This window comes from Spirillospora sp. NPDC048911 (genome assembly GCF_043198015.1).
Classification (GTDB): domain Bacteria; phylum Actinomycetota; class Actinomycetes; order Streptosporangiales; family Streptosporangiaceae; genus Spirillospora.
The window spans coordinates 464,050-485,361 of the sequence record NZ_JBICUD010000004.1; the positions used below are offsets into that span (position 1 = coordinate 464,050).

Here is a 21,312-nt window from a genome sequence, read left to right on the forward strand (position 1 = left end):
ATCAGCCCAGGTGGTAGAGCTGCGCGCCGCCGTCCGAGGTGGACGAGGACGAGCCGCCGTAGGTGGACGGGTCGACGAGGGTGCCGTTCTTCTTCACCCACGCGGTGACCTCGGTGCTGCCTCCGCCGCCGGGCCCGCCGCGGCCCTCACCGCTGATGAGGATGTAGCGGAGCTTGCCCGCCTTCACGTACTCCTGCAGCTTGGCGACCGTCATGGCCGCGTCGCTGCCGGAGAAGCCGCCCATCGCGATGACCGGCTCACCGGTCTCCAGGATCAGCGACGAGGCCTGCTGCGCGCTGCCGACCGCGACCAGCCACTGCGCGTTCCCGCGGTGCTGCTCCAGGTAGGAGACCATCTTGGTGTCGACCTGGCCCCGCATGCCGCCTCCGAAGCCGCCTCCGAAACCGCCTCTGAAACCGCCGCCGTCCTGCCGCTGGCCGTTCGCCCGCTGACCACTTTGCTGCTGACCCGTCGGTGCCTGGCCGGTCGGCGGCTGACCGCCGAACGGCGCCTGACCCGACCTCATGCCGGGAGGCATCCCGCCGGGCATCTCACCGGGCATCCCGCCGCGCATGCCGCCGCCCGGCCCGCCGAAGCCCGAGCCGCTGCTCGGCCCGGCCAGCGGGTTGGTCCCGTTCGCCGCCGTGGAGGCAGCCGACACCGCGTACGCGCCCGGCCCGGCCAGGCCCGCCACGAGCGCGACCACCAGCGCGGCCAAAGCGGCCGGACGCCGCACACCGCCCACACGTCCCGCCGCGAAGAGCAGGACGGCCACAACGGTGCACGCCACGACGACCCAGCGCAGCCACGGGTTCCAGCCAGGAGTGCGGTCGAGCAGCACGAACGACCACGCGCCTGTGACGGCCACACCGGCGGGCAGGACCCACGCCCAGGCGGCCGAGCGCTTGCCGGCCTCGTACAGCATGCCCCCGCCCGCGCCGGTCAGCGCGGCGATGGCGGGCGCCATCGCCGTCGAGTAGTAGGGGTGGAAGGTGCCCTCGGCGAGGCTGAACACCAGGTAGTGCACGATCAGCCAGCCGCCCCAGATCAGCAGGGCCGCCCGCGCCAGGTCGGCGCGCGGCCGCCGCCCCGCCAGCACCAGTCCCGCCACCAGCGCGATCGCGGCGAACGGCAGCAGCCAGGAGATCTGGCCGCCCAGGATGTCGTTGAACAGCCGCCCGACGCCGGACGCACCGCCGAAGCTCGCGCCCCCGCCGCCACCACCGCGCCCGCCACCGGGCCCGCCACCCTGGCCGAAGATCCGGCCGAGACCGTTGTAGCCGATGACCAGGTCCCACACCGTGTTGTCGGTGCTGCCGCCGATGTACGGGCGGTTCTTGGCGGGGATCAGGTCGACGATGAGCATCCACCAGAAGCTGGACGCCGCGAGCACGGCACCGGCCCCGAGCAGGTGCCCGATGCGCCGCAGCAGACCGGGCTTGGCCGCGACCAGGTAGGCGAGCGCGAGAGCGGGCACGACGAGGTAGGCCTGGAGCATCTTGGTGTTGAAGCCGCAGCCGACGAAGAACGCCGACGCCAGCAGCCACCGCACCCGGCCCGACTCGATGGAGCGCTGGACCGCCCAGGCCGCCAGGACCAGGAACAGCACCAGCATCGTGTCGGGGTTGTTGTCCCTGTTGATCGCCACCGTGATCGGCGTCAGCGTGAGGACGACCGCCGCGACCAGCGCCGCCTTGTAGCCGAACGCGCGCCTGACGGTGGTGTAGAGGACGGCGACGGCCGCGACCCCCATCAGCACCTCGGGGAACAGCAGGCTGAACGTGCCGAATCCGAAGACCCGCCCGAACAGCTCCTGCGCCCACAACGCCATCGGCGGCTTGTCCACGGTGATGAAGTCGCCGGTGTCCAGCGAGCCGAAGAAGAACGCGCTCCAGCTCTGCGTGCCGCTCTTCACGGCCGCCGAGTAGTAGGAGTTGGCGTAGCCGCTCGCCGACATCCCCCACGCGTACAGCGCGCCCGCGATCAGCAGGACGCCCCAGAGCACGGGCCGGACCCAGGCCGGGTCCTCGGGCCGTCCGAGGAACAGCCGGGTGATCCGGTTTCTCTCCGGCGCCTGGCCGGTGGCCTCGCCGGGCGGTGCCTCCGCCTGCGGCGTGGCGATCGGTCGGATGGTGGTCATCGGTTCTGTCCCCCGGTGTAGTTCGGCGGCTGGGCCTCCACCCGGCGGGGGTGGAAGACCCAGGCGCGCATGAGCAGGAAGCGGACCAGTGTGGCGACGCCGTTGGCGCAGATGAGCGCGCCGAGCTCGACGGTCCGCGAGGAGCCGGGCGCGACGGCGTGGAGCAGGGCGAGGCCACCGGTGCTGAGCGTGAGGCCGAGCAGGAACGCCGCGCCGCCCTCGAGCTGCTGCCGGAACGCGCCCTGCGTGCCGGTGACCCCGAAGGTGAACCGGCGGTTGGCGGCCGTGTTGCCGATCGCGGTGATCACCAGCGACAGCGCGTTGGCGGCGAACGGCCCGGTGACCATGCGCAGCAGCACGTACAGCAGCAGCTGCGCGAGCGTACTGACGACCCCGATGATCGCGAAGCTCGGCAGCTGCCGGGCCATGCCGCTCGGCAGCTTCGGCCGCTGCCTGCCGCCGACCGGGGCGCGGAACGCGCCGGTCAGCATGCGGCGCCCGACGCGGGCCATGCCCTTCAGGTCGTCCAGCGCGGTGTGCAGCACGTCGACGCGGCTGTCGGGGTCGTCGACCCAGTCGACCGGCACCTCGTGGATGCGCAGCCCGTTGCGCTCGGCGAGCAGCAGCAGCTCGGTGTCGAAGAACCACTCCTCGTCCTCGACCGACGGCAGCAGCGCCTGCACGATCTCGGTGCGAGCGGCCTTGAAACCGCACTGCGCGTCGGAGAACCGCGCCGCGAGCGCGGTGCGCAGCAGCAGGTTGTAGCAGCGGGAGATGATCTCACGCTTGGGCCCGCGCACCACGGCCGAGCCGCGCGACAGCCTGCTGCCGATCGCCAGGTCGCTGTGACCGGAGATCAGCGGCGCGACCAGTGGCAGGAACGCGTCCAGGTCGGTGGACAGGTCCACGTCCATGTACGCGACCACGTCGGCGTCGCTGCCGCTCCACACGTGCCGCAGCGCGCGGCCGCGTCCCTTGCGCTCCAGCCGCACCGCCCGCACTCGCGGCAGGTCGGCCATCAGCGCCTCGGCGACATGCCAGGTCGAGTCGGTGCTGGCGTTGTCGGCGATCGTGACGCGGAACGGATAGGGGAACGTCTCGGACAGGTAGGCGTACAGCCGCCTGACACTGGCCTCGAGGACGTGCTCCTCGTTGTAGACGGGCACGACGACCTCGACCAGGCGCTGCCGTCCGCCGTTCTCCGGGCGGCCTGGCTGCGTCGCGGCGGGAGGCGCCGTTTCGGTGACCAATGGGCTCATGGGGACCACCGTCGCCACCCGGTGTGGGAGCGGCCTGAGCCGATCATTAACCGGGGATGAGAAACCGTCAGCCCGCCGGCGCGACGGTGCCGGGCAGCCGGACGCGGGCCAGCGTCCCCCCGCCGTCGGCCGGGTCGAGCCGCACCTCGCCGCCGCACTCGTGCACCACCCGCGACACGATCGACAGCCCGAGCCCGGAGCCGGGCAGGCTCCGCGCCGACGTCGAACGCCAGAACCGGTCGAACACGTGCGGCAGGTCGGCCGGGTCGATCCCGGGGCCGTGGTCGCGCACGGTCAGCTCGCCGCCGGACAGCCGCACCTCTACCGTGCCGTCCTGCGGGCTGAACTTCACCGCGTTGTCGAGCAGGTTGACCACGGCCCGCTCCAGCGAGCCGGGATCGCCGTGCACGTACCAGGGCTTGGCCTCGGCCTCGATGCGCAGGCCCGGCCCGCGCAACCGCGCGCGTTCCACCGCGCGGCCGACGACCTCGTGCAGCGCGACCTCCTCCTGGACGGGGTCCTCCTGCTCGGGCCGCGCCAGTTCGAGCAGGTCGCCGACGAGGCTGGACAGCTCCTGCATCTGCGCCTTGACGCTCACCAGCATCCGGTGCCGCGTCTCCGGCGGGAGGGGCCTGCCGGTGTCCTCCGACCGCATGAGGAGGTCGATGTTGGTGCGCAGGCTGGTCAGCGGTGTCCGCAGCTCGTGCCCGGCATCGGCGATGAGCTGCTGCTGCCGGTCGCGGGAGGCGGCGAGCGCCGCCGTCATCGTGTTGAACGAACGGCTCAGCCGCGCGATCTCGTCCACGCCCTCCGCCGGGATCCGGGTGTCCAGGTCCTCGGTCCGCGCGATGTGCTCGACCACGCCGGTCAGCTCGTCCACCGGCCGCAGCGAGGCCCGCGCGATCACCAGCCCCGCGGACGCCGCGCCGAGAATGCCCAGCGCCGAAACCGCGAGCAGCAGCAGAGCGAGCGTGTCGAGGGGGTCCTCGACCTGGGAGAGCGGCAGCGCGACCGAGACGGCGGCGCGCTGCTGATCGGTCGGCGCGTAGCCGGGGCCCGGCTCGCCGCGCCACTCGCGCATGGGCCGCGTCAAGATCCGGACGGGGGTCCCGTCGGACATGGTGCCGTCATGGAGCGACTGCTTCAGCTCGCCCCTCGCCACCTGGATGTCGGCCTCGGTGACCACCAGCGTCTTCGAACCGGGGATGGCGCAGCGCTGGCCGTCCTCTCGCACCAGCTGGAGAGTGCCGAAGGGATAGGGCCCGCCGTCGGTCTCATCGGGAGTACAGGCGATCTTCGCGTCCCGCAGCAGGTTGGGCGGGCCGGTGTTGGAGCTCTGCAACGTGTGGTTGAACTGGGCGTACAGCTGGTCGCGGGTCATGAACCAGCTGGCGAGGGCGCAGACGGCGACGGCCACCGCGACCGCGACCGCCGTCAGCAGGGCCAGCCGGGCGCGGAGGGTGAGGCGTCTCATCACGGCATCACGCCGCGGAGCGCAGCACGTACCCGACGCCGCGGACGGTGTGGACCAGGCGCGGCAGTCCGTCGGCCTCGGTCTTGCGGCGCAGGTACATCACGTAAACGTCGAGGGAGTTGGACGCGGGCTCGAAGTCGAAGCCCCACACCGTCTCCAGGATCTGCTCGCGGGTGAGCACCTGGCGCGGGTGCAGCAGGAACATCTCCAGCAGCATGTACTCGGTGCGGGTGAGCTCCAGCGGCTTGCCGGCGCGGGTGACCTCGCGGGTGAGGGTGTTCATCCGCAGGTCGTCGAAGGTGAGAGTCTCCTCGTCCGGCGCGTCCGCCGCCGGGGCCGCCATCGCGCTGCGGCGCAGCAGGGCGCGGATGCGGGCCAGCAGCTCGTCCAGCTCGAACGGCTTGACCAGGTAGTCGTCGGCGCCGGCGTCCAGGCCGGTCACGCGGTCACCGACCATGTCGCGGGCGGTCAGCATGAGCACCGGCATCGTCGCCCCCTGGGCGCGCATGCGGCGGCACGCGGTCAGGCCGTCCATCCGGGGCATCAGCACGTCGAGCACGACGAGATCGGGCTCCTCGCGGGCGACGCGGTCGAGCGCCGCCGTCCCGTCGGCGGCCTCGGCCACCGCGTAGCCCTCGAACTCCAGGCTGCGGACCAGCGACTCGCGCACGGCGGGCTCGTCGTCCACGATCAAGATGCGGGCCGGCACAGCCCCCGGCGTTCCAGGCTCCATGCACCCACCGTAACCAGCGCATACCCCGGCCGGGCACGCGGTGCCCGGTTTCTCATGGATCTCTCACGAAGTTCTGAGCGGCGCCTTACGAGGCCCGGTCGACGGTGGTGCGCACGACGGCGGTGGCGCCGCCGCCGGCGGCGTCGGTGCCGACAGTGATGATCGCCGCGGGCAGCGCGGGGGCGGTCGGCAGGCGGTTGCGGCGGGACCACACCCGGTACCGCGAGGCGTTCTTGAGCGTGCTGACCGCGATCTTGGGCACGGAACCCGGCGCGGTCCGCGTCGTGACCCGCACGGCGATGCCGGTGACCGTGGCGCCGCCGGGCGGGTGGGGGGCCGGGGCGGGACGCGTCGCCGTCACCCAGGTGGTCTTCATGACGTCGACGACGACGTCCTTGGCCACGTCGCGCATCAGGTCGCGCAGCGCGTCCTTCATCGCCAGCTTCAGGGCCTCGCGCATCAGTTCGGCCATCACCGTCTCGATGGCGTAGATGGTGGCGCGGGTGGCCAGCTGCGTGACCAGGCCCCGCGCCGTGCGCGCCACGGCGCTGCCCGCGGCCGCGGCCAGCAGGCCCGAGGCCGTGCGGGCGGCTTCGCGTGCGGCCTCGCTCTGCGCGGCCTGGCGGGCGACGTCGGCCGCGATCTCGGCGGCGACCGCCGTCACCGGGGTGAGTTCGGCCAGCGCCACGGCTTCCTGGGCGCGGCTGCGTACTCCCCGGCCGAGATCGCGGGCCGCCTCGCGCGCTGCCTGCTGGACGACGGCCACGACGATGTCGCCGCCCACCTCCAGCGCGACCTCCACCGCGACGTCGGCCACCGCGTCCAGCGCGGTGTCGACCACGGCCTTGGAGGCGGCCTGGACGATCGGGGCGGACACGGTGCGGCTCGCCACGTCGAGGGCGGTGGCGGTGGCCGCGCGGGCGAAGGGGTTGCGGGCGGCGAGCCTGGCCGCGGCGATCGCCATCGGATGCTGGGCGGCCTGGCCGGCGAGGGTGAGCGCGCTGGTGGTCATCTCCAGAGCGGCGCCGGTGACGGCGTTGGACTCGGCCACGGCCCGGGCCTCGGCCACCGCCTTCTCGGCCGCCGTGGCGGCCACCTTGACGGCGGCGTCCCGCGCCGCCTGCTCGACGATCCGCATCGCCGGGGTGCCGGACAGCTGGTCCACGATCTGGACGGCGGCGCGGGCGGCCGCCTCGCGGGCCGCCTGCCGGACCGGTTCGCTGATGGTGGCCGCCGCCCGCGCGGCGCCTGCCGCGGCCGGGGCCAGGGCGTTCCAGACGTCCTCGATGCGGTCCGCGGCCGCCTGATCGAGCTTCGCCAGTTCGAGCTTCACAGGCTCGTGATTCGCGGGCTCGGTCTTCGCTGTCTCTGCCTTGGCCGGCTCCAGCCGCCCGCCGTCCTTCGTGGACCGTTCCCCGGGCGCGTGAGCGCCGCCTTCGATCCTGTCGTCCACCACCATGCCCCTGTCCGGTGAGGTTCCGCCCTCTTCACCATAACCGCCACAGAGGACCAAAACGAGATATGTCGCGGCTGTCGCCGGGCCAGCGGGTCGCGGGCGATCCGTGTATATTTGTCCGCGAACTCTAGGGAGGTGAGGTGTATGGCCGTCGCGGTGATGGCTGCCGCGTGCAGCACTCCGGCCCACCTCATGTCCCGGGCCCTCGGCTGACTCTCACTTTCTCCGACCTCCGGTCGGCGCCGGGGCCCCTTCACGCAAGGGTTCAATCCGTTGTCTTCATCTGCGTTTCCGCAGGCTCTCCTCACCTATGGCTGGGATGAGGGCCTGGAGAAAGACTTCTCCCCCTATCGCGAGGCAGGGCTGATCCCTGCCCGCATCGCCGCCGTGGACCGCGGCCAGTGCGACGCCATCACCGAGCACGGCCTCCTGCGCGCCGACACCACGCCGGTCGCCTCGCCCGACGACCCGGTCCAGGGTCCCTGCACCGGGGACTGGGCGGCGCTGCGGACCGGGGAGCACCCGGCCGTGGCCGCCCTGCTCCCCCGGCGGACGGCCATCGTCCGCTCGTCGGCCTCGCAGCACTCGCACGGCCAGGTCCTGGCCGCCAACGTCGACACCATCGCGATCGCGGTCTCGCTCGCCGCGCGCCTGGCCCTCGGCCGCGTCGAGCGGCTGCTGGCCCTGGCCTGGGAGAGCGGGGCCCGGCCGGTGATCGTCCTGACCAAGGCCGACCGGAGCGAGGATCCGGCGGCCGCCGAGGCCGAGGTCGCCACGGCCGCGCCCGGCGTCGACATCGTCACCGTCAGCGCCACGACCGGCGACGGCGTGGACATCGCCGCCGCCGTGCTCACCGGCACGGTGGTGCTGGTCGGCCCGTCCGGCGCGGGCAAGTCCACGCTCGGCAACGCCCTGCTGGGCGCCGAGCTCCTCGCCACCGGCGCGGTCCGGGACCAGGACGGGAAGGGCCGCCACACGACGGTCCGCCGCGAACTGCTCCCGCTGCCGTACGGGGGCGTGCTGATCGACACCCCCGGGCTCCGGGGGATCGGCCTGTTCGACGCCGGGGAAGGTCTGCAGCAGACCTTCGCCGAGATCGAGGAGCTCGCGGCGGAGTGCCGCTTCGCCGACTGCGCCCACGAGACCGAGCCCGGCTGTGCCGTGCTGGCCGCCATCGAGGACGGCGTCCTGGCCCAGCGCCGCCTGGACAGCTACCGGAAACTGCTGCGCGAGAACGCCTGGGCCGCCTCACGCAACGACGCGCGGCTGCGCGCCGAGCGCGAGAACAGCCGGAAGGCCATCACCAAGTGGCAACGCCAGCACTACAAGGCCAACGGCCGCGACCGGTGAAGGGGGACGCCATGACCGAGTGGAAGACCAGGCCCGAGACCGGCCGGGACGTGCCGGCCGTGCGCCGGGTGGTCGAGGCCGCGTTCCCGACCGCGCAGGAGGCCGACCTCGTCGACGCCCTCCGCGAGGACGCGGCGTGGCTGCCCGGCCTGTCCTGGGTGGCGGAGGATCCGGACGGCGAGGTGGCGGGCCATGCGCTGCTGACCCGCTGCCATGTCGGTGACGAGGCCGCTCTGGCGCTCGCGCCGGTCGCCGTTCTCCCCGCGCATCAGCGTCGAGGCGCGGGCGGCGCCGCCGTGCGCGCCGCGCTGGGGGCGGCGCGCGAGCGGGGCGAACGCCTCGTCGTCGTCCTCGGGCACCCGGAGTACTACCCGAGGTTCGGGTTCGTCCGGGCGTCCGCGTTGGGGATCCGGACCTCGTTCGAGGTGCCCGATGAGGCGCTGATGGCGCTCGTCCTCGGCGGCGCGGGCCCGGTGCCCGCCGGGACGATCCGCTACGCGGCGCCCTTCGGGGTCTAGCGCGCGGTGGTGGCCGGCGGGGTGCGTCCCCGCCGGCCACCGCCCGGCCCGCCGCCGCTTCAGCGGCCCTTGCGCTCGTAGGTGCGCACGGTCAACGGCACGAACACCACCAGGAGCAGGGCGGACCACAGGAGCGTGGCCGTGACCGGGTGGGCGATCGGCCAGGCGGTGTCGCCCGCCGGCACGCCCGGATTGCCGAACAGCTCCCGGCAGGCCGCGGTGAGGGCGCTGACCGGGTTCCAGTCGGCCAGGGTCCGCAGCCAGGCGGGCATGCCGCCGGTCGGCACGAACGAGTTGGACAGCATGGTGAACGGGAGGGTCAACGGCACGAACTGGTCGGCGGTCTGCTCGTCCTTGACGACCAGGCCGAGGTAGCACCCGACCCAGGCCAGCGCGTACCGCATCAGCATCAGCAGCAGGAAGGCCTGCGCGGTCGGCACCAGACCGCGGTGCGGCTGCCAGCCGACCAGCAGGCCCGCCCCCGCCATGATTCCCAGGCCGAGCACGCCGCCCAGCAGCGTCTCGGCGCCCGCCTGCCCGAACGGCACGGCCGAGCGGGCCATCGGCATCGAGCGGAACCTGTCCATCACGCCCCGGGACGCGTCGGTGGCCACCTTCAGCGTCACGAGCATCATCGAGCTGAAGGTCACCATGGCGAACAGGCCCGGCATCAGGTACTCGCGGTAGTCGCCCCCGCCGGGCACCCGGATCGCGCTGCCGAACACGTACCCGAAGAGCACCACCATGATCGCCGGAAAGATCATGGCGACGACGATCTGGCCGGGCTCCTGCCGCAGGCGGGAGAACTCGCGCCCGACCAGCGTCAGCCCGTCGGTGAGCGACCACCGCAACCGGCCGGCGAACGAGGAGGCCGGGGCGGGGACGGAAGGTGCCGTGGTCATCGGACCGCCTCCTTCTTCAGCCCGGATCCACGATCGGATTCCTGGCCGGAATCGCCGTCGTTCGCGCCGCCGCGGTCGGTGAGGCGCAGGAACACCTCGTCGAGCGTGGGACGCCGGAGGCTGACGTCGGCCGCGGCCACCCCGGCCCGGTCCAGCTCCCGCACGGCGTCCGCGAGCCGGACGCCGCCGCCCGTCAGGGCGACGCTCAGCGACTCGGCGCCGGTCATCGTCGGGTCCGTGCCCGCCAGCCGGTGCATGACCGTGGCCGCCTCGCGCAACATCGCCGGGTCCGCCAGGACGACGTCGAGGCGGTCGCCGATGGTGGCCTTGAGCTCGTCGGGCGTGCCGGACGCGACGACCCGGCCGTGGTCGACGACGGCGATGTCGTCGGCGAGGCGGTCGGCCTCGTCCAGGTACTGCGTGGTCAGCAGGACGGTGGTGCCGTCGGCGACCAGTTCGCGGATGCTGTCCCAGATCTCACCGCGGCTGCGGGGGTCCAGACCGGTCGTCGGCTCGTCCAGGAACAGCACCTGGGGCCGCAGGATGAGGCTGGTGACCACGTCGAGACGGCGCCGCATGCCGCCCGAGTAGCCGGCCACCTGCCGGTCGGCCGCCGCCGTCAGGCCGAATCGTTCGAGCAGCTCGTCGGCCCGGCGGTGCGCCTCCCGGCGCGGCAGGTGGTAGAGCCGGCCGAACAGGCGCAGGTTGCCGCGGCCGGTGAGCTTCTCGTCGACGGCGGCGTACTGGCCCGCCAGGCCGATGCGCGCCCGGACCTGGTCGGCCTCGCCGACCACGTCGTGCCCGGCGATCCGCGCGTGCCCGGCGTCGGGTTCGGACAGCGTCGCCAGGATGCGCACGGCGGTCGTCTTGCCCGCGCCGTTCGGGCCGAGCAGGCCGCAGACGGTGCCGGCCGGGACCCGCAGGTCGAGCCCCCGCAGGGCGTGGGTGCGGCCGAAGTGCTTGTGCAGCCCCTCGGCGATCACTATCGGGTCGTCCATCGCCCCTCCACTGGGTACGGCGTACGCGATTGAGGGTCTCAGCGTAGATTACTGGGTACGATGTACGCAACTAGATAGACTGGCGGCGGCGAAGAAGGAGGCAGGCCGGTGGGCGACGAGGAGTACCCGAACATCTGGATGCGTCCCGAGCGTCCCGCCCGGGGGCCGCGTCCGGCCTACAGCCGCGCGCAGATCACCGAGGCGGCCGTCCGCGTCGCCGACGCCGAGGGGCTGGAGGCCGCGTCGATGCGGCGGATCGCCGCCGAGATCGGCGCGGGCGCCATGTCGCTCTACCGGTACGTGCCGAGCCGCGACGACCTGATCGAGCTCATGGTCGACCTGATAGAGGGCGAGCAGGACCTGCCCGAGCGGCCCACCGGCGACTGGCGCGCCGATCTGCGGCTCGTCGCCGAGCAGACCCGGGCGATGTGGCTGCGGCATCCGTGGATCGCCCGCCTGCACCGCGGGCGGCCCGCCTTCGGCCCCAACCAGCTCCGGTTCCTCGAGTTCGTGGTGGGCACGCTCGACGTGGGCCAGCCCATCGACGAGATCCTCGAGCTCCTCGACCTCCTCCACGGTTACGTCGAGCGCACCGTCCGGGGCGAGCTCATGTGGGTCGAGGAGTCGCGCCGGTCCGGCGTCGGCGAGTCGGACTGGATGGCCCGCAGCGGACCCTATGTGCGCCGGCTCATGGACAGCGGCGACTATCCGATGTTCACGCGGATCGTCGTCGAAGCGCGCCAGCCCCACATGAACCGTGACGAACGGTTCCGGAGCGGGCTGGAGCGCGTGCTCGACTGCATCGCCGTCGCCATCGAAGGCGCCGCCCCCGCAGGCAACGCGTCCGGGCGCGACGTCGCCGATCTGATCGACTTCTCGTTGGCGGGCCCGGACGAGGCCCCCGCCTCCGACGCCCCCGGCGGGGCCGCCGCCGGTCGCGACGTCCCCGCCGGGGATGCTCAGCGGTCGAGGCGCCGGTAGCGGCGCGCGGCCAGCGGCAGGAAGACCGCGATGATCGCCACGGGCCACGCGACCGCGAGCAGGACGGGATGCTGCGCCGCCCACGAGTCGCCGCCCACCCCGGGATTGCCGAACAGCTCCCGGGTCGCGCCGACCGTGGCCGAGAGCGGGTTCCACGCCGCGATGGCACCCAGCCAGGCGGGTAGCTGTGACGGCGACACGAACGTGTTGGCCAGGAACGTCAACGGCATCAGCAACATCCACGAGGCCCCGGCGGCCTCCGGGGCGATGTGCAGGCCGACGTAGATGCCGACCCAGATCAGCGCGAAGCGCAGCAACAGCAGAAGCCCGGCCGCGGCCAGTGCCCGCCCGGGGCCCTCGTTCCAGCCCCAGCCGACCACCAGGCCGCAGCCGACGAGGATCGCCAGCTCGATCACCGAGTTGACCATGTCGGCGAAGCTGCGGCCGACCACCACCCCGGCCTGCGAGATCGGCATCGCGCGGAACCGGTCGCTGACACCTTTGGCCACATCGCTGGAGACGGCCGCCATGGTCGCCGCGACGCCGAACACCATCGTCTGCGCGAAGATGCCCGGCATCAGGTACTCGCGGTAGTCGCCACCGCCCGCCACGACCATCGCGCTGCCGAGCACGTACCCGAACAGCAGCACCACCACGATCGGATAGAGCAGCACCGAGACCACGACCGTGGGATTGCGCACCCAGTGGACGAAGCCCTGGCCCGCGATGACCCGCCCGTCCACGAGCGTCCAGCGCACCTTCTCCAGCGCGGTCCGCGGCATCGGCGGAACGACCGGCGGGGACGTCGTCACGCGGCCACCTCGCCGTCGCCGGCCTGAGCGGTGGGCGTGCCGGCGTGCTGGCCGGTGAGCTTGAGGAACACCTCGTCGAGCGTGGGCCGCCGCAGCGCGACGTCCTCGACCTTGACGCCCGCCTCGTGCAGCGCGCGCACGGTCTCGGTGAGCGCGGTGATCCGGTCGCGGACCGGCGCGTGAACGCGGCGGGTGTCCCGGTCGGCCTGCGGTGCGGCGCCGCTGACCCGGCCGAGGATCGCCGTGGCCTGATCGAGCTCGGCGGCGTCGTGCAGGACGAGGTCGATCCGGTCGCCGCCGACCCTGGACTTCAGGCGTTCCGGCGAGCCGTCGGCGATCACGCGGCCGGAGTCGAGCACGACGATCTGCCCGGCGAGCTGGTCGGCCTCGTCGAGGTGCTGCGTGGTGAGCAGGACGGTGGTCCCGCCGGCGACGAGCGCGCGGATGGCGTTCCACACCTCGTTGCGGTTGCGCGGGTCGAGACCGGTGGTGGGTTCGTCCAGGAAGAGCACACGAGGAGCCAGGATGAAGCTCGCGGCTAGATCGAGCCGTCGCCGCATACCTCCGGAGTAGTGCTTCACGCGCTTGCCGGCCGCGTCGGCCAGGCCGAACTGCTCCAGCAGTTCGTCGGCTCGCCGCAGGGCCGTGCGCGCTCCCAGGTGGTAGAGCCGCCCCCACAGCGCGAGGTTCTCGCGGCCCGTGAGGATCTCGTCCACGGCGGGCTCCTGCCCGGTCAGGCCGATGCGGTGCCGTACCTGCGCGGGCTCCCTGCGCACGTCGTGCCCGGCGACGCGGGCGTGCCCGCCGTCGGCGCGCAGGAGAGTGCACAGGATCCGCACGGCGGTGGTCTTGCCCGCTCCGTTCGGCCCGAGCAGCCCGCACACCGTTCCTTCGGGCACCGCGAGGTCGAACCCGTCGAGCGCCGTCGTGGCCTTGAAACGTTTGGTCAGTCCCTCGGCGAAGACGCCGAAACCCGGATCCATGGAACACCATTCCTTGTTTTTGGGACATTGATGTCCCATAGAGAGTGCCACATGTCTCGCGATGGATGTCAAGTGATACTTTTCGAGCGATGAGCACGACCGAGATTCCCGAGTCAGGGGCACGCGGACGGACCCGCCGCGCCATCCTGAGCGCCGCCGCGACCGTCCTCGCCCGCGACAGGTCCGCGACGCTGGCCGACATCGCCAAGGCCGCCGACGTCGGCCGCAGCACGCTGCACCGCTACTACCCCGACCGCGACGTGCTGATCAGGGCCGTCGTCGACGACTCGCTCACCGTGGTCCAGGAGGCGACCCAGGGCGCCGCGCTGGACGAGGGCTCGGCGCTGGAGGCGATGCGGCGCCTGGTCGCCGGCATGGTGGACGCGGGCGATCAGCTGGTGTTCCTGTGGGGCGACCCGAGGGTGCTGGAGGGCTATCCCGACGAGGACGATCCCGGCTGCGACCCTCCCGAGGGCTCTGCCGGCGGCCCCCCGGACGACCCGGTGTTGCGTCTCATCGAGCGCGGGCAGGCCGAGGGCGTGTTCGACCCGGAGCTGAGCCCCCGCTGGATCCAGCACGTGGTGTGGGCGCTGGTCTACACGGCGGTCGAGCAGGCCGGGCAGGGGCTGATACCCCGGCACGGGGTCACCTCCACGGTGATCCGCACCTTGGAGAGAGGCGTGCTCACCCGCTAGCCGCGGCCGGGGCGGCGGTGCCGCCCGAGGCGCGCAGGGCCCGGCCGCTCAGCTCCCGGAGGTGGTCGATGAGCTCCGGCGGCTCGTGCACCTCGAACTCGCAGCCGAGCAGCAGCAGCGACTGGGCCAGCCACGGCAGCGTGTCGGTATGGCTGCGCAGCCGGCAGGTGTGATCGTCGATGGGCTCGATGTCGCCGGGACCGTCGCCCACGCGTCCCCGGACCTGCTCGGCGGGGGCGTGCAGGGTGGCGACCGCGCTGTAGGTCGGCACGAGCGAATAGAGCTTTCCGGTGACGAACGCGGCGGCGTCCTCGCCGGGAAGCTCGCGCGGTGCGTACCGCTGCCCGGTGGGACGCGGCTCCTGGACGCGGTCGACGCGGAAGACGCGCCATCCGTCCCGTTCGACGTCGTAGGCGACCAGGTACCAGCGCTGATGGAGGGGGACGAGATGGTACGGCTCCACCAGCCGCCGGGACTCACCGCCGCCGGCCCCCTCGTACCTGAACCGCAGGCGCTCGTGGTTGGCGGCGGCCGCGGCGAGCACGGTGAGGTCCTCGGGGTCCACGCTCGGCCTGCCCGCGTGCGGCGGCACCGGCACCGTCGCGGCGCTCAGCGCCCCGACCCGGTACCGCAGCCGGGACGGCAGCACCTGCTCCAGCTTGGCCATCGCGCGGACGGACGCCTCTCCGATGCCGTCGACGGGGTAGCCTGCGGCCGTGCGCAGGCCGACCGCGATGGCCACGGCCTCCTCGTCGTCCAGCAGCAGCGGCGGCATCGCGGTCCCTGCCACCAGCCGGTAACCCCCCACGGCTCCCATCGATGCCTCCACCGGATAGCCCAGCTCGCGCAGCCGCTCGATGTCGCGGCGGATCGTGCGCGGGCTCACGCGCAGCCGCTCGGCCAGCTCGCTCCCGGGCCACTCGCGCGGCATCTGCAGCAGGGACAGCAGGCTCAGCAGCCGGCCCGGGGTGTCGCTCATTGATCCATCATGGCGCTACTGCTAGGTCATGACCTGACCTAGATAGACGATGATACCGACAAATAAGTTTGTCTTGACGCTATGACTTGTCGGATGGCAGGCTGAGGGCATGGACGAAGTAGCGGTGATCGAGAACGCGGCGGCGGCCGAGGTGTCGCTCGACCCGATGCGCGCCCGGCTGCTGTCGGAGCTGTCGGAGCCCGCCTCGGCGACGATGCTGGCCGCGCGGGTCGGGCTGGCCCGGCAGAAGGTCAACTACCACCTCAAGGCGCTGGAGCGGCACGGGCTCGTCGAGCTGGTCGAGGAGCGCCGCAAGGGCAACGTCACCGAGCGGATGATGCGGGCGACCGCTGTCTCGTTCGTCATCTCCCCCCTCGCGCTGGCGGCGGTGCAGCCCGATCCCGACCGCGCCCCCGACCGGCTGTCGGCCCGCTGGCTGCTGGCGGTCGCCGCCCGGCTGGTCCGGGACGTCGGTGCCCTGATCACCGGTGCGGCCAAGGCCGACAAGCGGGTCGCCACGTTCGCCATCGACGGCCGGGTCCGGTTCGCCTCGGCGGCCGACCGCGCCGCGTTCGCCGAGGAACTGGCCGCGACGGTCACCGCGCTGGTGTCCCGCTACCACGACGACGGCGCGCCGGGCGGACGCGACCACCGCGTCGTCGTCGCCCTCCATCCGAGTGTTCCGGCCGTGTCCGAGACCGGGCGGTCCGACGAGAGCAAGGAGTCCTGACATGGGCCACGAGTTCGAAGTGCACAAGGAGATCACGCTCGCGGCGAGCCCGGAGGACGTGTGGGACGCGATCGCCACCGGCCCGGGTGTCGACGCCTGGTTCATGGGCCGCAGCGAGATCGAGCCGCGCGAGGGCGGCGCGACCACGTTCACCATGGCCGGGACGACCGAGACCTCCACCGTCACCGGCTGGGAACCGGCCAAGCGCTTCGCCTACCGCACCGAGCCCGGTGAGGACGGCGCGTTCATGGCCATGGAGTACCTCATCGAGGGCCGCGACGGCGGGGCCACGGTCCTGCGGATGGTGCACAGCGGCATCCTGGGCGGCGACTGGGAGACCGAGTACGAGGCCATGAAGACCGGCTGGGACATGTACCTGCACACGCTGGGCCAATACCTCGTCCACTTCCGCGGCCGGCACGCGGGCACGGTCACCGCCTTCCGGCCCGGTGTCCCGGCGGAGGGCTACTGGACGGCCCTCAAGGCGCGGCTCGGCCTGGGCTCCTCCGTCGCCGAGGGCGACCGTGTCAGCCTGTCCGCCGAAGGGGTCGCCCCCATCGAGGGCGTCGTCGATTACGTCGATCTCCCCACGTTCCTGGGCGTGCGCACCGATGACGCGCTCTACCGGTTCATCCACTCCGGGGCGCACCGCGGCAGCGTGGCGGTGGCGGGCCACCACCTGTTCGCGCCGGACGTGGACGCGGCGCAGGCGGAGAAGGCGTGGCAGGCCTGGCTCAACGAACTCCCGGTCGGCTGACGCCCTGAGCGACCGGGCTCGACGTCAGGCGGGCGCCTGCGACGTGTCGTCGCCGGGCGCCCGCCTTGCGCTGCTCGCCGGATGCCTATCTGAAGGCCGCGACGTTCCGCTCCGCCCAGGCGGCGAAGGTACGGGCGGGGCGGCCGAGCACCTTCTCCACGTCCGGGCTCACCTCCTGCTCGGCGGGCGTCGGCTCGCCCAGGATGTCGAGGGTCCCCTCCGCGATCTCCTCGGGCATGATCTGCCGCAGCTGCGCCGCGGCGTCGGCCCGGCTCTGCTCGACGAACTCGATCCGCGCGCCGAGCGCGTCGGCGATCACCCGCGTCCGCTCGCGCACCGAGCTCAACTCGGGCCCGGTGAGCACGTAGGTCTGGCCGGCGTGCGACTCGTCCCGCAGGACGGCGGCCGCGACCTCGGCGATGTCGGCCGGGTCGATGACCGGCAGGCGCACGTCGGCGAACGGCGCGACGACCGTCCGGTGCGCCCGGATCGGCTCGGCCCACCAGAACGCGTTGGAGGCGAACCCGCTCGGCCGCAGAATCGTCCAGTCGAGCCCCGAGGCCCGGACGGCGTCCTCGAAGACGCGCGCCGGACCGTGGGAGGCGCTCCGCGGCCGGGTACCGGTGCCCTGAGAGGTCAACAGGACGATCCGGCGCACCCCGGCCGCCTTCACGACGTCGAGAACGGCGTACAGGTCGACCTCGTTGTCCGGGATCAGCAGGAAGACCGCCTCGGCTCCGTCGAGCGCGGGCTTGAGGCTCGCCGCGTCCGCCAGATCGGCCTGCACATGGCGCACGCCCGCGGGCAGGTCCGCGTCCGCCGCCCGGCGGGAGACGGCCGTCACTTCAGCACCGGCCTTTGCGAGCGCTTGCACCAGCGGCCGTCCCACGTTTCCCGTCGCTCCGGTCACAACAAACATGTCAGCTCCTATTGGTTCCGTTGGTGTCCTTTGGTGGACGCAGGAAAGCTAACATCCTGGTTATAGTAGGTACCTAGGAGATAGTGACTACCCCCGGAGGCTGCAGCATGGCGAAGACCGCGACCCGGCCGATGCAGGCGCAGGGCGCCAAGGCGCAAGCGCAGGCGCCCGTCGACCCGGAGAACGCCTGCCCGATCGCCCCGGTCGTCGACATCGTCTTCAGCCGCTGGACGACGCCGATCCTCTGGACGCTCCACGCGCACGGCAGGCAGCGGTTCGTGGAGCTGGAACGCCGCATCGGCACGATCACGCCCAAGGTGCTGACCCAGCGGCTCCGCCAGCTGGAGCGCGACGGCCTGGTCGTGCGCACGTACCACCCCGAGGTCCCGCCGCGCGTGGAGTACGAGATCAGCGAGCTGGGCCTGAGCCTGGCGCCGCTGTTCGCGACCCTCGGCGACTGGGCGGCCGACAACCTGCCCAAGGTCGAGCGGGCCCGCGAGGCCTACGACGCCGGCTGAACGGCGGTCAGGCCGTGGGCTCGTGCCCCGGCGCGGGGAAGTGGAGCCGGTCGACGGCGCTGCGGCGGCGGCGTTCGGGACGGCGGTCGTAGCGGGCGGTGGTGGCGGGCGAGGAGTGCCCGACCAGCTGCTGCACCGTGACCAGGTCGACGCCCTCGTCCAGGAGGTCGCCGATGAACGTGCGGCGGAAGTCGTGCGGCGTCATCGCCGGCAGCTCCGCCTCGCGCCGCCGCTTGACCACGACGTTGCGCACGGCCGCGTCGGTGAGCGGACGATGTTGCAGCGCCCCGGACTTGTGCACGGGCTTGAACAACGGGCCGGCCGGCCGGTCGTCGAGCGACAGCCAGGTGCCCAGCAGCGCGGCGGCCGACTCGTGGAGATACTCCATCCGTTCCTTGTCGCCCTTGCCGACGATGCGGAGCGCGCGTTCGCCGGGATCGTAGTGCTCGCGGCGCAGTCCCGCGATCTCCGAGCGCCGCGCGCCGGTGGTGTAGAGCGTGGCGAGCAGGGCCGCGTCGCGGCGCCCGGCCGGGGACGGGTCGAGCGCGCAGGCCCGCAGCAGTGCGGCGAACTCGGCCACGTGGATGCTGCGGCCGCTCGGCAGCCTGGTGCCCTTGAAGTTCTTCACCGCCTTGGCGCGCTGGTAGTCGTCGGTGGACATCTCCCCCAGGCTCCACGCCGCCCGCAGGACGCCGCGCAACGCGGCCAGATGCTGGTTGCGGTAGGCCGGTGACCAGGGACGCTCGGTGCCGTCCGGCTCGCGCGTCGCCTGCCGTCCGAGGAGCGCGCGGATCGCGGCCGTGTGCTCGGTGCGCAGGGCCGCCCAGGGGAAGTCTCGCCCGGCGGCCACGTTCGCGGCTCTGTCCGCGTCCCCGTTCGCGGCCCCGCCTGGTTGCCTGCCCGAGGCTTCCAGGAGGAACGCGGCGATGCGGTCGAGGCACGCGGCCATCGTCCGGCGGGAGCGAGGGCTTTCCAGGGACGCCACGTACACCAGGTAGGGATTGCGCGAGGCGGGCGCCTGCGCCGGGACCGCGTGCGCCAGGGGCAGGGGCGTCAGGGGCGTGGCCGCCGGCACGACCTCACTCGCATGATCCACGCGTCGACCCTAGCCCGGCGGAGGGCGTCAGGACGGCAGGTCACCGTCCAGGAACCCGCCGACCACGCGGCGGACCTTGGCCATGGCGCCGGTGTCGCCGAGCCGCAGCGCCGTGTTGGCGGCGCTGAGGACGGCGTCGATCTGGAAGGCCGTGAGATCGACGTCCAGCCGCGCCACCTCGCCCGCGTGGAGGGCCTGCCGCAACTCCCCGGCGATGAGGGCGAGCCAGTCCTGGTGGTGGCGGATCAGCGCGTCCCGGACCCGGCCCGGCCGGCTGTCGAAATCAGGGAGGCTGGCCACCCAGAAGCAGCCGCCCGCGAAGAGCGGCGTCTCGGCGTAGGTGATCCAGTGCTCGGTCAGCGCCCGGAGCCGGGCGGCGCCCGCGGGCTCGTCCATCGCCGGCCGCACGACGGCGTCGAGGAACGCCTCCCGCGCCGACGCGACGGCGGCCAGCTGCAGCTTCTCCTTCGTCCCGAACAGGGTGGCGATCCCGCTCTTGCTGAGCTCGAGGTCGGTGGCCAGCCGCCCGATGGTCAACCCGGTGAGCCCCTCCATCGACGCCACGTCCACGGCGTGGCGGGCGATGGTCTGCCGGGCCCGCGCGCCGCGCAGCAGGCGCTGGTCGTCGGTGGGAGGGTGCTCGTCGTCCGTCCGCGGCCGGTCCACATCGCCCATGCGCCCATCCTGGCACGCACGGACGATCGTACGTTCACTCCGCGACCTCGCCGGCGCACGGCCGGGCTAGCGGCCCACCCGGTACGTCACGTGCGTGACCAGGTCGGTGCCCGCGACGTGGACCGGTTCGAGGTTGAGGTCGCCGACGTCCTTGAGCAGGCGTTCGCCCTGGCCGAGGATCACCGGCGCGATGTGCAGCCGCAGTTCGTCGATCAGCCCGGCCGCCAGGTACTGGTTGACGGTGTGGGCGCCGCCGGCGATCGAGACGGTGCGCTCCCCCGCCGCCTCCCGTGCCCGGGCCAGTGCCGACTCGATCCCGTCGGTGACGAAGTGGAAGGTGGTGCCGCCCTTCATCGTGACGCTCTCGCGCGGGTGGTGGGTGAGGACGAACACCGGCGCGTGGTAGGGCGGCTCTTCGCCCCACCAGCCGTTCCAGTCCAGGTCCCATTCGCCGCGTCCGGGCGCGAACATGTTGCGCCCCATGATGAAGGCGCCCGCCTCCGTGCCCGCCTCGATGACGTCGGCGTGGACCTCGGCCTGCTCGAACATCCACCGGTGCAGCCGGTCGTCCACGCCCTCGCCGAAGGGCTGGTCCAGGCTCTGGCGGGGGCCCGCGGTGAAACCGTCCAGGGACATCGACATGTCGCAGGTGACCTTGCTCAACTGTCTCACTCCTACCGTGATCTTGGTTTTCGCTTCCCCGTCCGGGGTCGCTCATCCGTTGGTCGGAGCCATCGACACGGTCTCGACATGGTCGCCGAGAATTTCTTGGAGAAGTTATCCGACGACCTTGTGCAGGAAGCCCGTGAGGTTGGCGGTGGTCCGCTCGATCTGCTGCTCCAGGGTGAGCGACTCCTCAAGGCGGGCGCCTGGCTCGGCCTGCTTCTTGCCGCGCAGGTAGAGCGAGCACGCCAGGTCGGAACAGAAGTAGCCGCCCACCGAGTTGCCCTCCTGCCCGTTCCGGCCCGCGCGTGCGGCGGTCATCAGCGAGACGCCGCCACCCGAGTGGGTGGTCAGGCACAACGAGCACATGCTGCGCCGGGCATGCCCCGCGTAGGGCGTGGCGAGCCGCAGCGCCACCCCGGTGAATCCGTCGCCGGACTCGGTGACCAGGTACGCGCGCTGCGGGGAGGCGGGGTCCCGCCATCCGAGAAAGTCCAGATCGTCCCAGGGGCGGGCGTCCAGGTCCCTGGGCACGGCCAGACGCTTCGCCTCACCCTTGGTGCAGTTGACGAACGACGCGCGAATGTCGCGCTCAGTAGCCGGTTTCATACCTCGTACGGTATGTTTCCTAGGAGTATTAGGCAAATGCTTATGACCCCTAGGTTCGGGAGGCG

22 protein-coding genes are annotated in these 21,312 nt (G+C 72.6%); 7 read left to right on the plus strand and 15 right to left on the minus strand.

The features are described 5' to 3' along the window. Window position 1: 1 nt before the first annotated feature. The 5 genes from ACGFNU_RS20370 to ACGFNU_RS20390 form a co-directional block, all read right to left on the minus strand. Window positions 2–2,140, minus strand: a complete 2,139-nt coding sequence (locus ACGFNU_RS20370; RefSeq protein ID WP_392595675.1) for a glycosyltransferase family 39 protein — start codon at window positions 2,138–2,140, stop codon at window positions 2–4. After that, entirely contained in the window at window positions 2,137–3,399 is a 1,263-nt protein-coding gene (locus ACGFNU_RS20375) for a glycosyltransferase (RefSeq protein ID WP_392595676.1), read from the minus strand. The genes ACGFNU_RS20370 and ACGFNU_RS20375 overlap by 4 nt, the downstream gene beginning before the upstream one ends. A gap of 67 nt (window positions 3,400–3,466) precedes the next feature. Further along, a complete protein-coding gene (locus ACGFNU_RS20380; protein WP_392595678.1) occupies window positions 3,467–4,873 on the minus strand; it encodes an ATP-binding protein in 1,407 nt (468 codons plus the stop codon). A gap of 7 nt (window positions 4,874–4,880) precedes the next feature. Beyond that, window positions 4,881–5,606: a response regulator transcription factor gene (locus ACGFNU_RS20385; protein ID WP_392595680.1), complete on the minus strand. Its 726-nt coding sequence runs from the start codon at window positions 5,604–5,606 to the stop codon at window positions 4,881–4,883. An 85-nt stretch (window positions 5,607–5,691) separates the two neighbouring features. Beyond that, window positions 5,692–7,059, minus strand: a complete 1,368-nt coding sequence (locus ACGFNU_RS20390) for a hypothetical protein (RefSeq protein ID WP_392595682.1) — start codon at window positions 7,057–7,059, stop codon at window positions 5,692–5,694. A gap of 276 nt (window positions 7,060–7,335) precedes the next feature. Here ACGFNU_RS20390 and rsgA point away from each other — a divergent pair, with 276 nt between their 5' ends. Beyond that, window positions 7,336–8,412, plus strand: coding sequence for a ribosome small subunit-dependent GTPase A (gene rsgA, locus ACGFNU_RS20395; protein ID WP_392595683.1), 1,077 nt, complete (start codon window positions 7,336–7,338; stop codon window positions 8,410–8,412). 11 nt (window positions 8,413–8,423) lie between these two features. Next, window positions 8,424–8,930, plus strand: coding sequence for a GNAT family N-acetyltransferase (locus ACGFNU_RS20400; RefSeq protein WP_392595685.1), 507 nt, complete (start codon window positions 8,424–8,426; stop codon window positions 8,928–8,930). Between the two features lie 59 nt (window positions 8,931–8,989). Here ACGFNU_RS20400 and ACGFNU_RS20405 read toward each other — a convergent pair whose 3' ends face one another. Beyond that, complete coding sequence (locus ACGFNU_RS20405; RefSeq protein WP_392595687.1) at window positions 8,990–9,832, minus strand: ABC transporter permease; 843 nt, start codon at window positions 9,830–9,832, stop codon at window positions 8,990–8,992. Further along, window positions 9,829–10,830 carry an ATP-binding cassette domain-containing protein gene (locus tag ACGFNU_RS20410; RefSeq protein ID WP_392595689.1) on the minus strand — a complete coding sequence of 334 codons (1,002 nt, stop codon included), beginning with the start codon at window positions 10,828–10,830 and terminating at the stop codon, window positions 9,829–9,831. Before ACGFNU_RS20410 ends, ACGFNU_RS20405 begins: the two co-directional genes overlap by 4 nt. A gap of 108 nt (window positions 10,831–10,938) precedes the next feature. On the opposite strand from ACGFNU_RS20410, the gene ACGFNU_RS20415 reads away from it, so the two are divergent. Continuing rightward, entirely contained in the window at window positions 10,939–11,811 is an 873-nt protein-coding gene (locus ACGFNU_RS20415) for a TetR/AcrR family transcriptional regulator (RefSeq protein WP_392595691.1), read from the plus strand. On the opposite strand, the gene ACGFNU_RS20420 is transcribed toward ACGFNU_RS20415, so the two are convergent. Together ACGFNU_RS20420 and ACGFNU_RS20425 are read right to left on the minus strand one after the other, a co-directional pair. Next, a complete protein-coding gene (locus ACGFNU_RS20420; RefSeq protein WP_392595693.1) occupies window positions 11,790–12,623 on the minus strand; it encodes an ABC transporter permease in 834 nt (277 codons plus the stop codon). The genes ACGFNU_RS20415 and ACGFNU_RS20420 overlap by 22 nt on opposite strands. Next, window positions 12,620–13,606 (minus strand): ATP-binding cassette domain-containing protein, encoded by a 987-nt coding sequence (locus ACGFNU_RS20425; protein WP_392595695.1) that lies wholly within the window; start codon window positions 13,604–13,606, stop codon window positions 12,620–12,622. The genes ACGFNU_RS20420 and ACGFNU_RS20425 overlap by 4 nt, the downstream gene beginning before the upstream one ends. Window positions 13,607–13,695: 89 nt before the next feature. On the opposite strand from ACGFNU_RS20425, the gene ACGFNU_RS20430 reads away from it, so the two are divergent. After that, entirely contained in the window at window positions 13,696–14,301 is a 606-nt protein-coding gene (locus ACGFNU_RS20430; RefSeq protein WP_392595696.1) for a TetR/AcrR family transcriptional regulator, read from the plus strand. On the opposite strand, the gene ACGFNU_RS20435 is transcribed toward ACGFNU_RS20430, so the two are convergent. Beyond that, complete coding sequence (locus tag ACGFNU_RS20435; protein ID WP_392595698.1) at window positions 14,291–15,280, minus strand: helix-turn-helix transcriptional regulator; 990 nt, start codon at window positions 15,278–15,280, stop codon at window positions 14,291–14,293. The genes ACGFNU_RS20430 and ACGFNU_RS20435 overlap by 11 nt on opposite strands. Before the next feature lie 109 nt (window positions 15,281–15,389). On the opposite strand from ACGFNU_RS20435, the gene ACGFNU_RS20440 reads away from it, so the two are divergent. Both ACGFNU_RS20440 and ACGFNU_RS20445 read left to right on the plus strand, forming a co-directional pair. Beyond that, window positions 15,390–16,010: an ArsR/SmtB family transcription factor gene (locus ACGFNU_RS20440; protein ID WP_392595700.1), complete on the plus strand. Its 621-nt coding sequence runs from the start codon at window positions 15,390–15,392 to the stop codon at window positions 16,008–16,010. Between the two features lies 1 nt (window position 16,011). Then, complete coding sequence (locus ACGFNU_RS20445; protein WP_392595702.1) at window positions 16,012–16,767, plus strand: SRPBCC domain-containing protein; 756 nt, start codon at window positions 16,012–16,014, stop codon at window positions 16,765–16,767. An 85-nt stretch (window positions 16,768–16,852) separates the two neighbouring features. Here ACGFNU_RS20445 and ACGFNU_RS20450 read toward each other — a convergent pair whose 3' ends face one another. Further along, the gene (locus tag ACGFNU_RS20450) at window positions 16,853–17,686 is read right to left on the minus strand and encodes an NAD(P)H-binding protein (RefSeq protein WP_392595704.1); all 834 of its coding nucleotides are present in this window, start codon (window positions 17,684–17,686) and stop codon (window positions 16,853–16,855) included. Between the two features lie 107 nt (window positions 17,687–17,793). Here ACGFNU_RS20450 and ACGFNU_RS20455 point away from each other — a divergent pair, with 107 nt between their 5' ends. Continuing rightward, complete coding sequence (locus tag ACGFNU_RS20455; protein ID WP_392595706.1) at window positions 17,794–18,204, plus strand: winged helix-turn-helix transcriptional regulator; 411 nt, start codon at window positions 17,794–17,796, stop codon at window positions 18,202–18,204. A gap of 7 nt (window positions 18,205–18,211) precedes the next feature. On the opposite strand, the gene ACGFNU_RS20460 is transcribed toward ACGFNU_RS20455, so the two are convergent. The 4 genes from ACGFNU_RS20460 to ACGFNU_RS20475 all read right to left on the minus strand — a co-directional run bounded on the left by ACGFNU_RS20460 (window position 18,212) and on the right by ACGFNU_RS20475 (window position 21,247). After that, window positions 18,212–19,300, minus strand: coding sequence for a tyrosine-type recombinase/integrase (locus ACGFNU_RS20460; RefSeq protein ID WP_392595708.1), 1,089 nt, complete (start codon window positions 19,298–19,300; stop codon window positions 18,212–18,214). 27 nt (window positions 19,301–19,327) lie between these two features. Next, window positions 19,328–19,975 carry a TetR family transcriptional regulator C-terminal domain-containing protein gene (locus ACGFNU_RS20465; RefSeq protein WP_392595710.1) on the minus strand — a complete coding sequence of 216 codons (648 nt, stop codon included), beginning with the start codon at window positions 19,973–19,975 and terminating at the stop codon, window positions 19,328–19,330. A 66-nt stretch (window positions 19,976–20,041) separates the two neighbouring features. Continuing rightward, complete coding sequence (locus tag ACGFNU_RS20470; protein WP_392595712.1) at window positions 20,042–20,647, minus strand: dihydrofolate reductase family protein; 606 nt, start codon at window positions 20,645–20,647, stop codon at window positions 20,042–20,044. A gap of 105 nt (window positions 20,648–20,752) precedes the next feature. Next, window positions 20,753–21,247: an FBP domain-containing protein gene (locus tag ACGFNU_RS20475; protein ID WP_392595714.1), complete on the minus strand. Its 495-nt coding sequence runs from the start codon at window positions 21,245–21,247 to the stop codon at window positions 20,753–20,755. Window positions 21,248–21,312 lie beyond the last annotated feature (65 nt).

Excerpts from the sequence above, each read along its gene's own strand:
- ACGFNU_RS20455 (WP_392595706.1), top strand. The coding sequence starts at position 17,794 with ATGGCGAAGACCGCGACCCGGCCGATGCAGGCGCAGGGCGCCAAGGCG.
- ACGFNU_RS20370 (WP_392595675.1), bottom strand. The coding sequence starts at position 2,140 with ATGACCACCATCCGACCGATCGCCACGCCGCAGGCGGAGGCACCGCCC.
- ACGFNU_RS20410 (WP_392595689.1), bottom strand. The coding sequence starts at position 10,830 with ATGGACGACCCGATAGTGATCGCCGAGGGGCTGCACAAGCACTTCGGC.
- ACGFNU_RS20465 (WP_392595710.1), bottom strand. The coding sequence starts at position 19,975 with ATGGGCGATGTGGACCGGCCGCGGACGGACGACGAGCACCCTCCCACC.
- ACGFNU_RS20380 (WP_392595678.1), bottom strand. The coding sequence starts at position 4,873 with ATGAGACGCCTCACCCTCCGCGCCCGGCTGGCCCTGCTGACGGCGGTC.
- ACGFNU_RS20475 (WP_392595714.1), bottom strand. The coding sequence starts at position 21,247 with ATGAAACCGGCTACTGAGCGCGACATTCGCGCGTCGTTCGTCAACTGC.
- ACGFNU_RS20375 (WP_392595676.1), bottom strand. The coding sequence starts at position 3,399 with ATGAGCCCATTGGTCACCGAAACGGCGCCTCCCGCCGCGACGCAGCCA.
- ACGFNU_RS20405 (WP_392595687.1), bottom strand. The coding sequence starts at position 9,832 with ATGACCACGGCACCTTCCGTCCCCGCCCCGGCCTCCTCGTTCGCCGGC.
- ACGFNU_RS20400 (WP_392595685.1), top strand. The coding sequence starts at position 8,424 with ATGACCGAGTGGAAGACCAGGCCCGAGACCGGCCGGGACGTGCCGGCC.
- ACGFNU_RS20435 (WP_392595698.1), bottom strand. The coding sequence starts at position 15,280 with ATGAGCGACACCCCGGGCCGGCTGCTGAGCCTGCTGTCCCTGCTGCAG.
- ACGFNU_RS20430 (WP_392595696.1), top strand. The coding sequence starts at position 13,696 with ATGAGCACGACCGAGATTCCCGAGTCAGGGGCACGCGGACGGACCCGC.
- ACGFNU_RS20425 (WP_392595695.1), bottom strand. The coding sequence starts at position 13,606 with ATGGATCCGGGTTTCGGCGTCTTCGCCGAGGGACTGACCAAACGTTTC.
- ACGFNU_RS20440 (WP_392595700.1), top strand. The coding sequence starts at position 15,390 with ATGGACGAAGTAGCGGTGATCGAGAACGCGGCGGCGGCCGAGGTGTCG.
- ACGFNU_RS20385 (WP_392595680.1), bottom strand. The coding sequence starts at position 5,606 with ATGGAGCCTGGAACGCCGGGGGCTGTGCCGGCCCGCATCTTGATCGTG.
- ACGFNU_RS20445 (WP_392595702.1), top strand. The coding sequence starts at position 16,012 with ATGGGCCACGAGTTCGAAGTGCACAAGGAGATCACGCTCGCGGCGAGC.
- ACGFNU_RS20450 (WP_392595704.1), bottom strand. The coding sequence starts at position 17,686 with ATGTTTGTTGTGACCGGAGCGACGGGAAACGTGGGACGGCCGCTGGTG.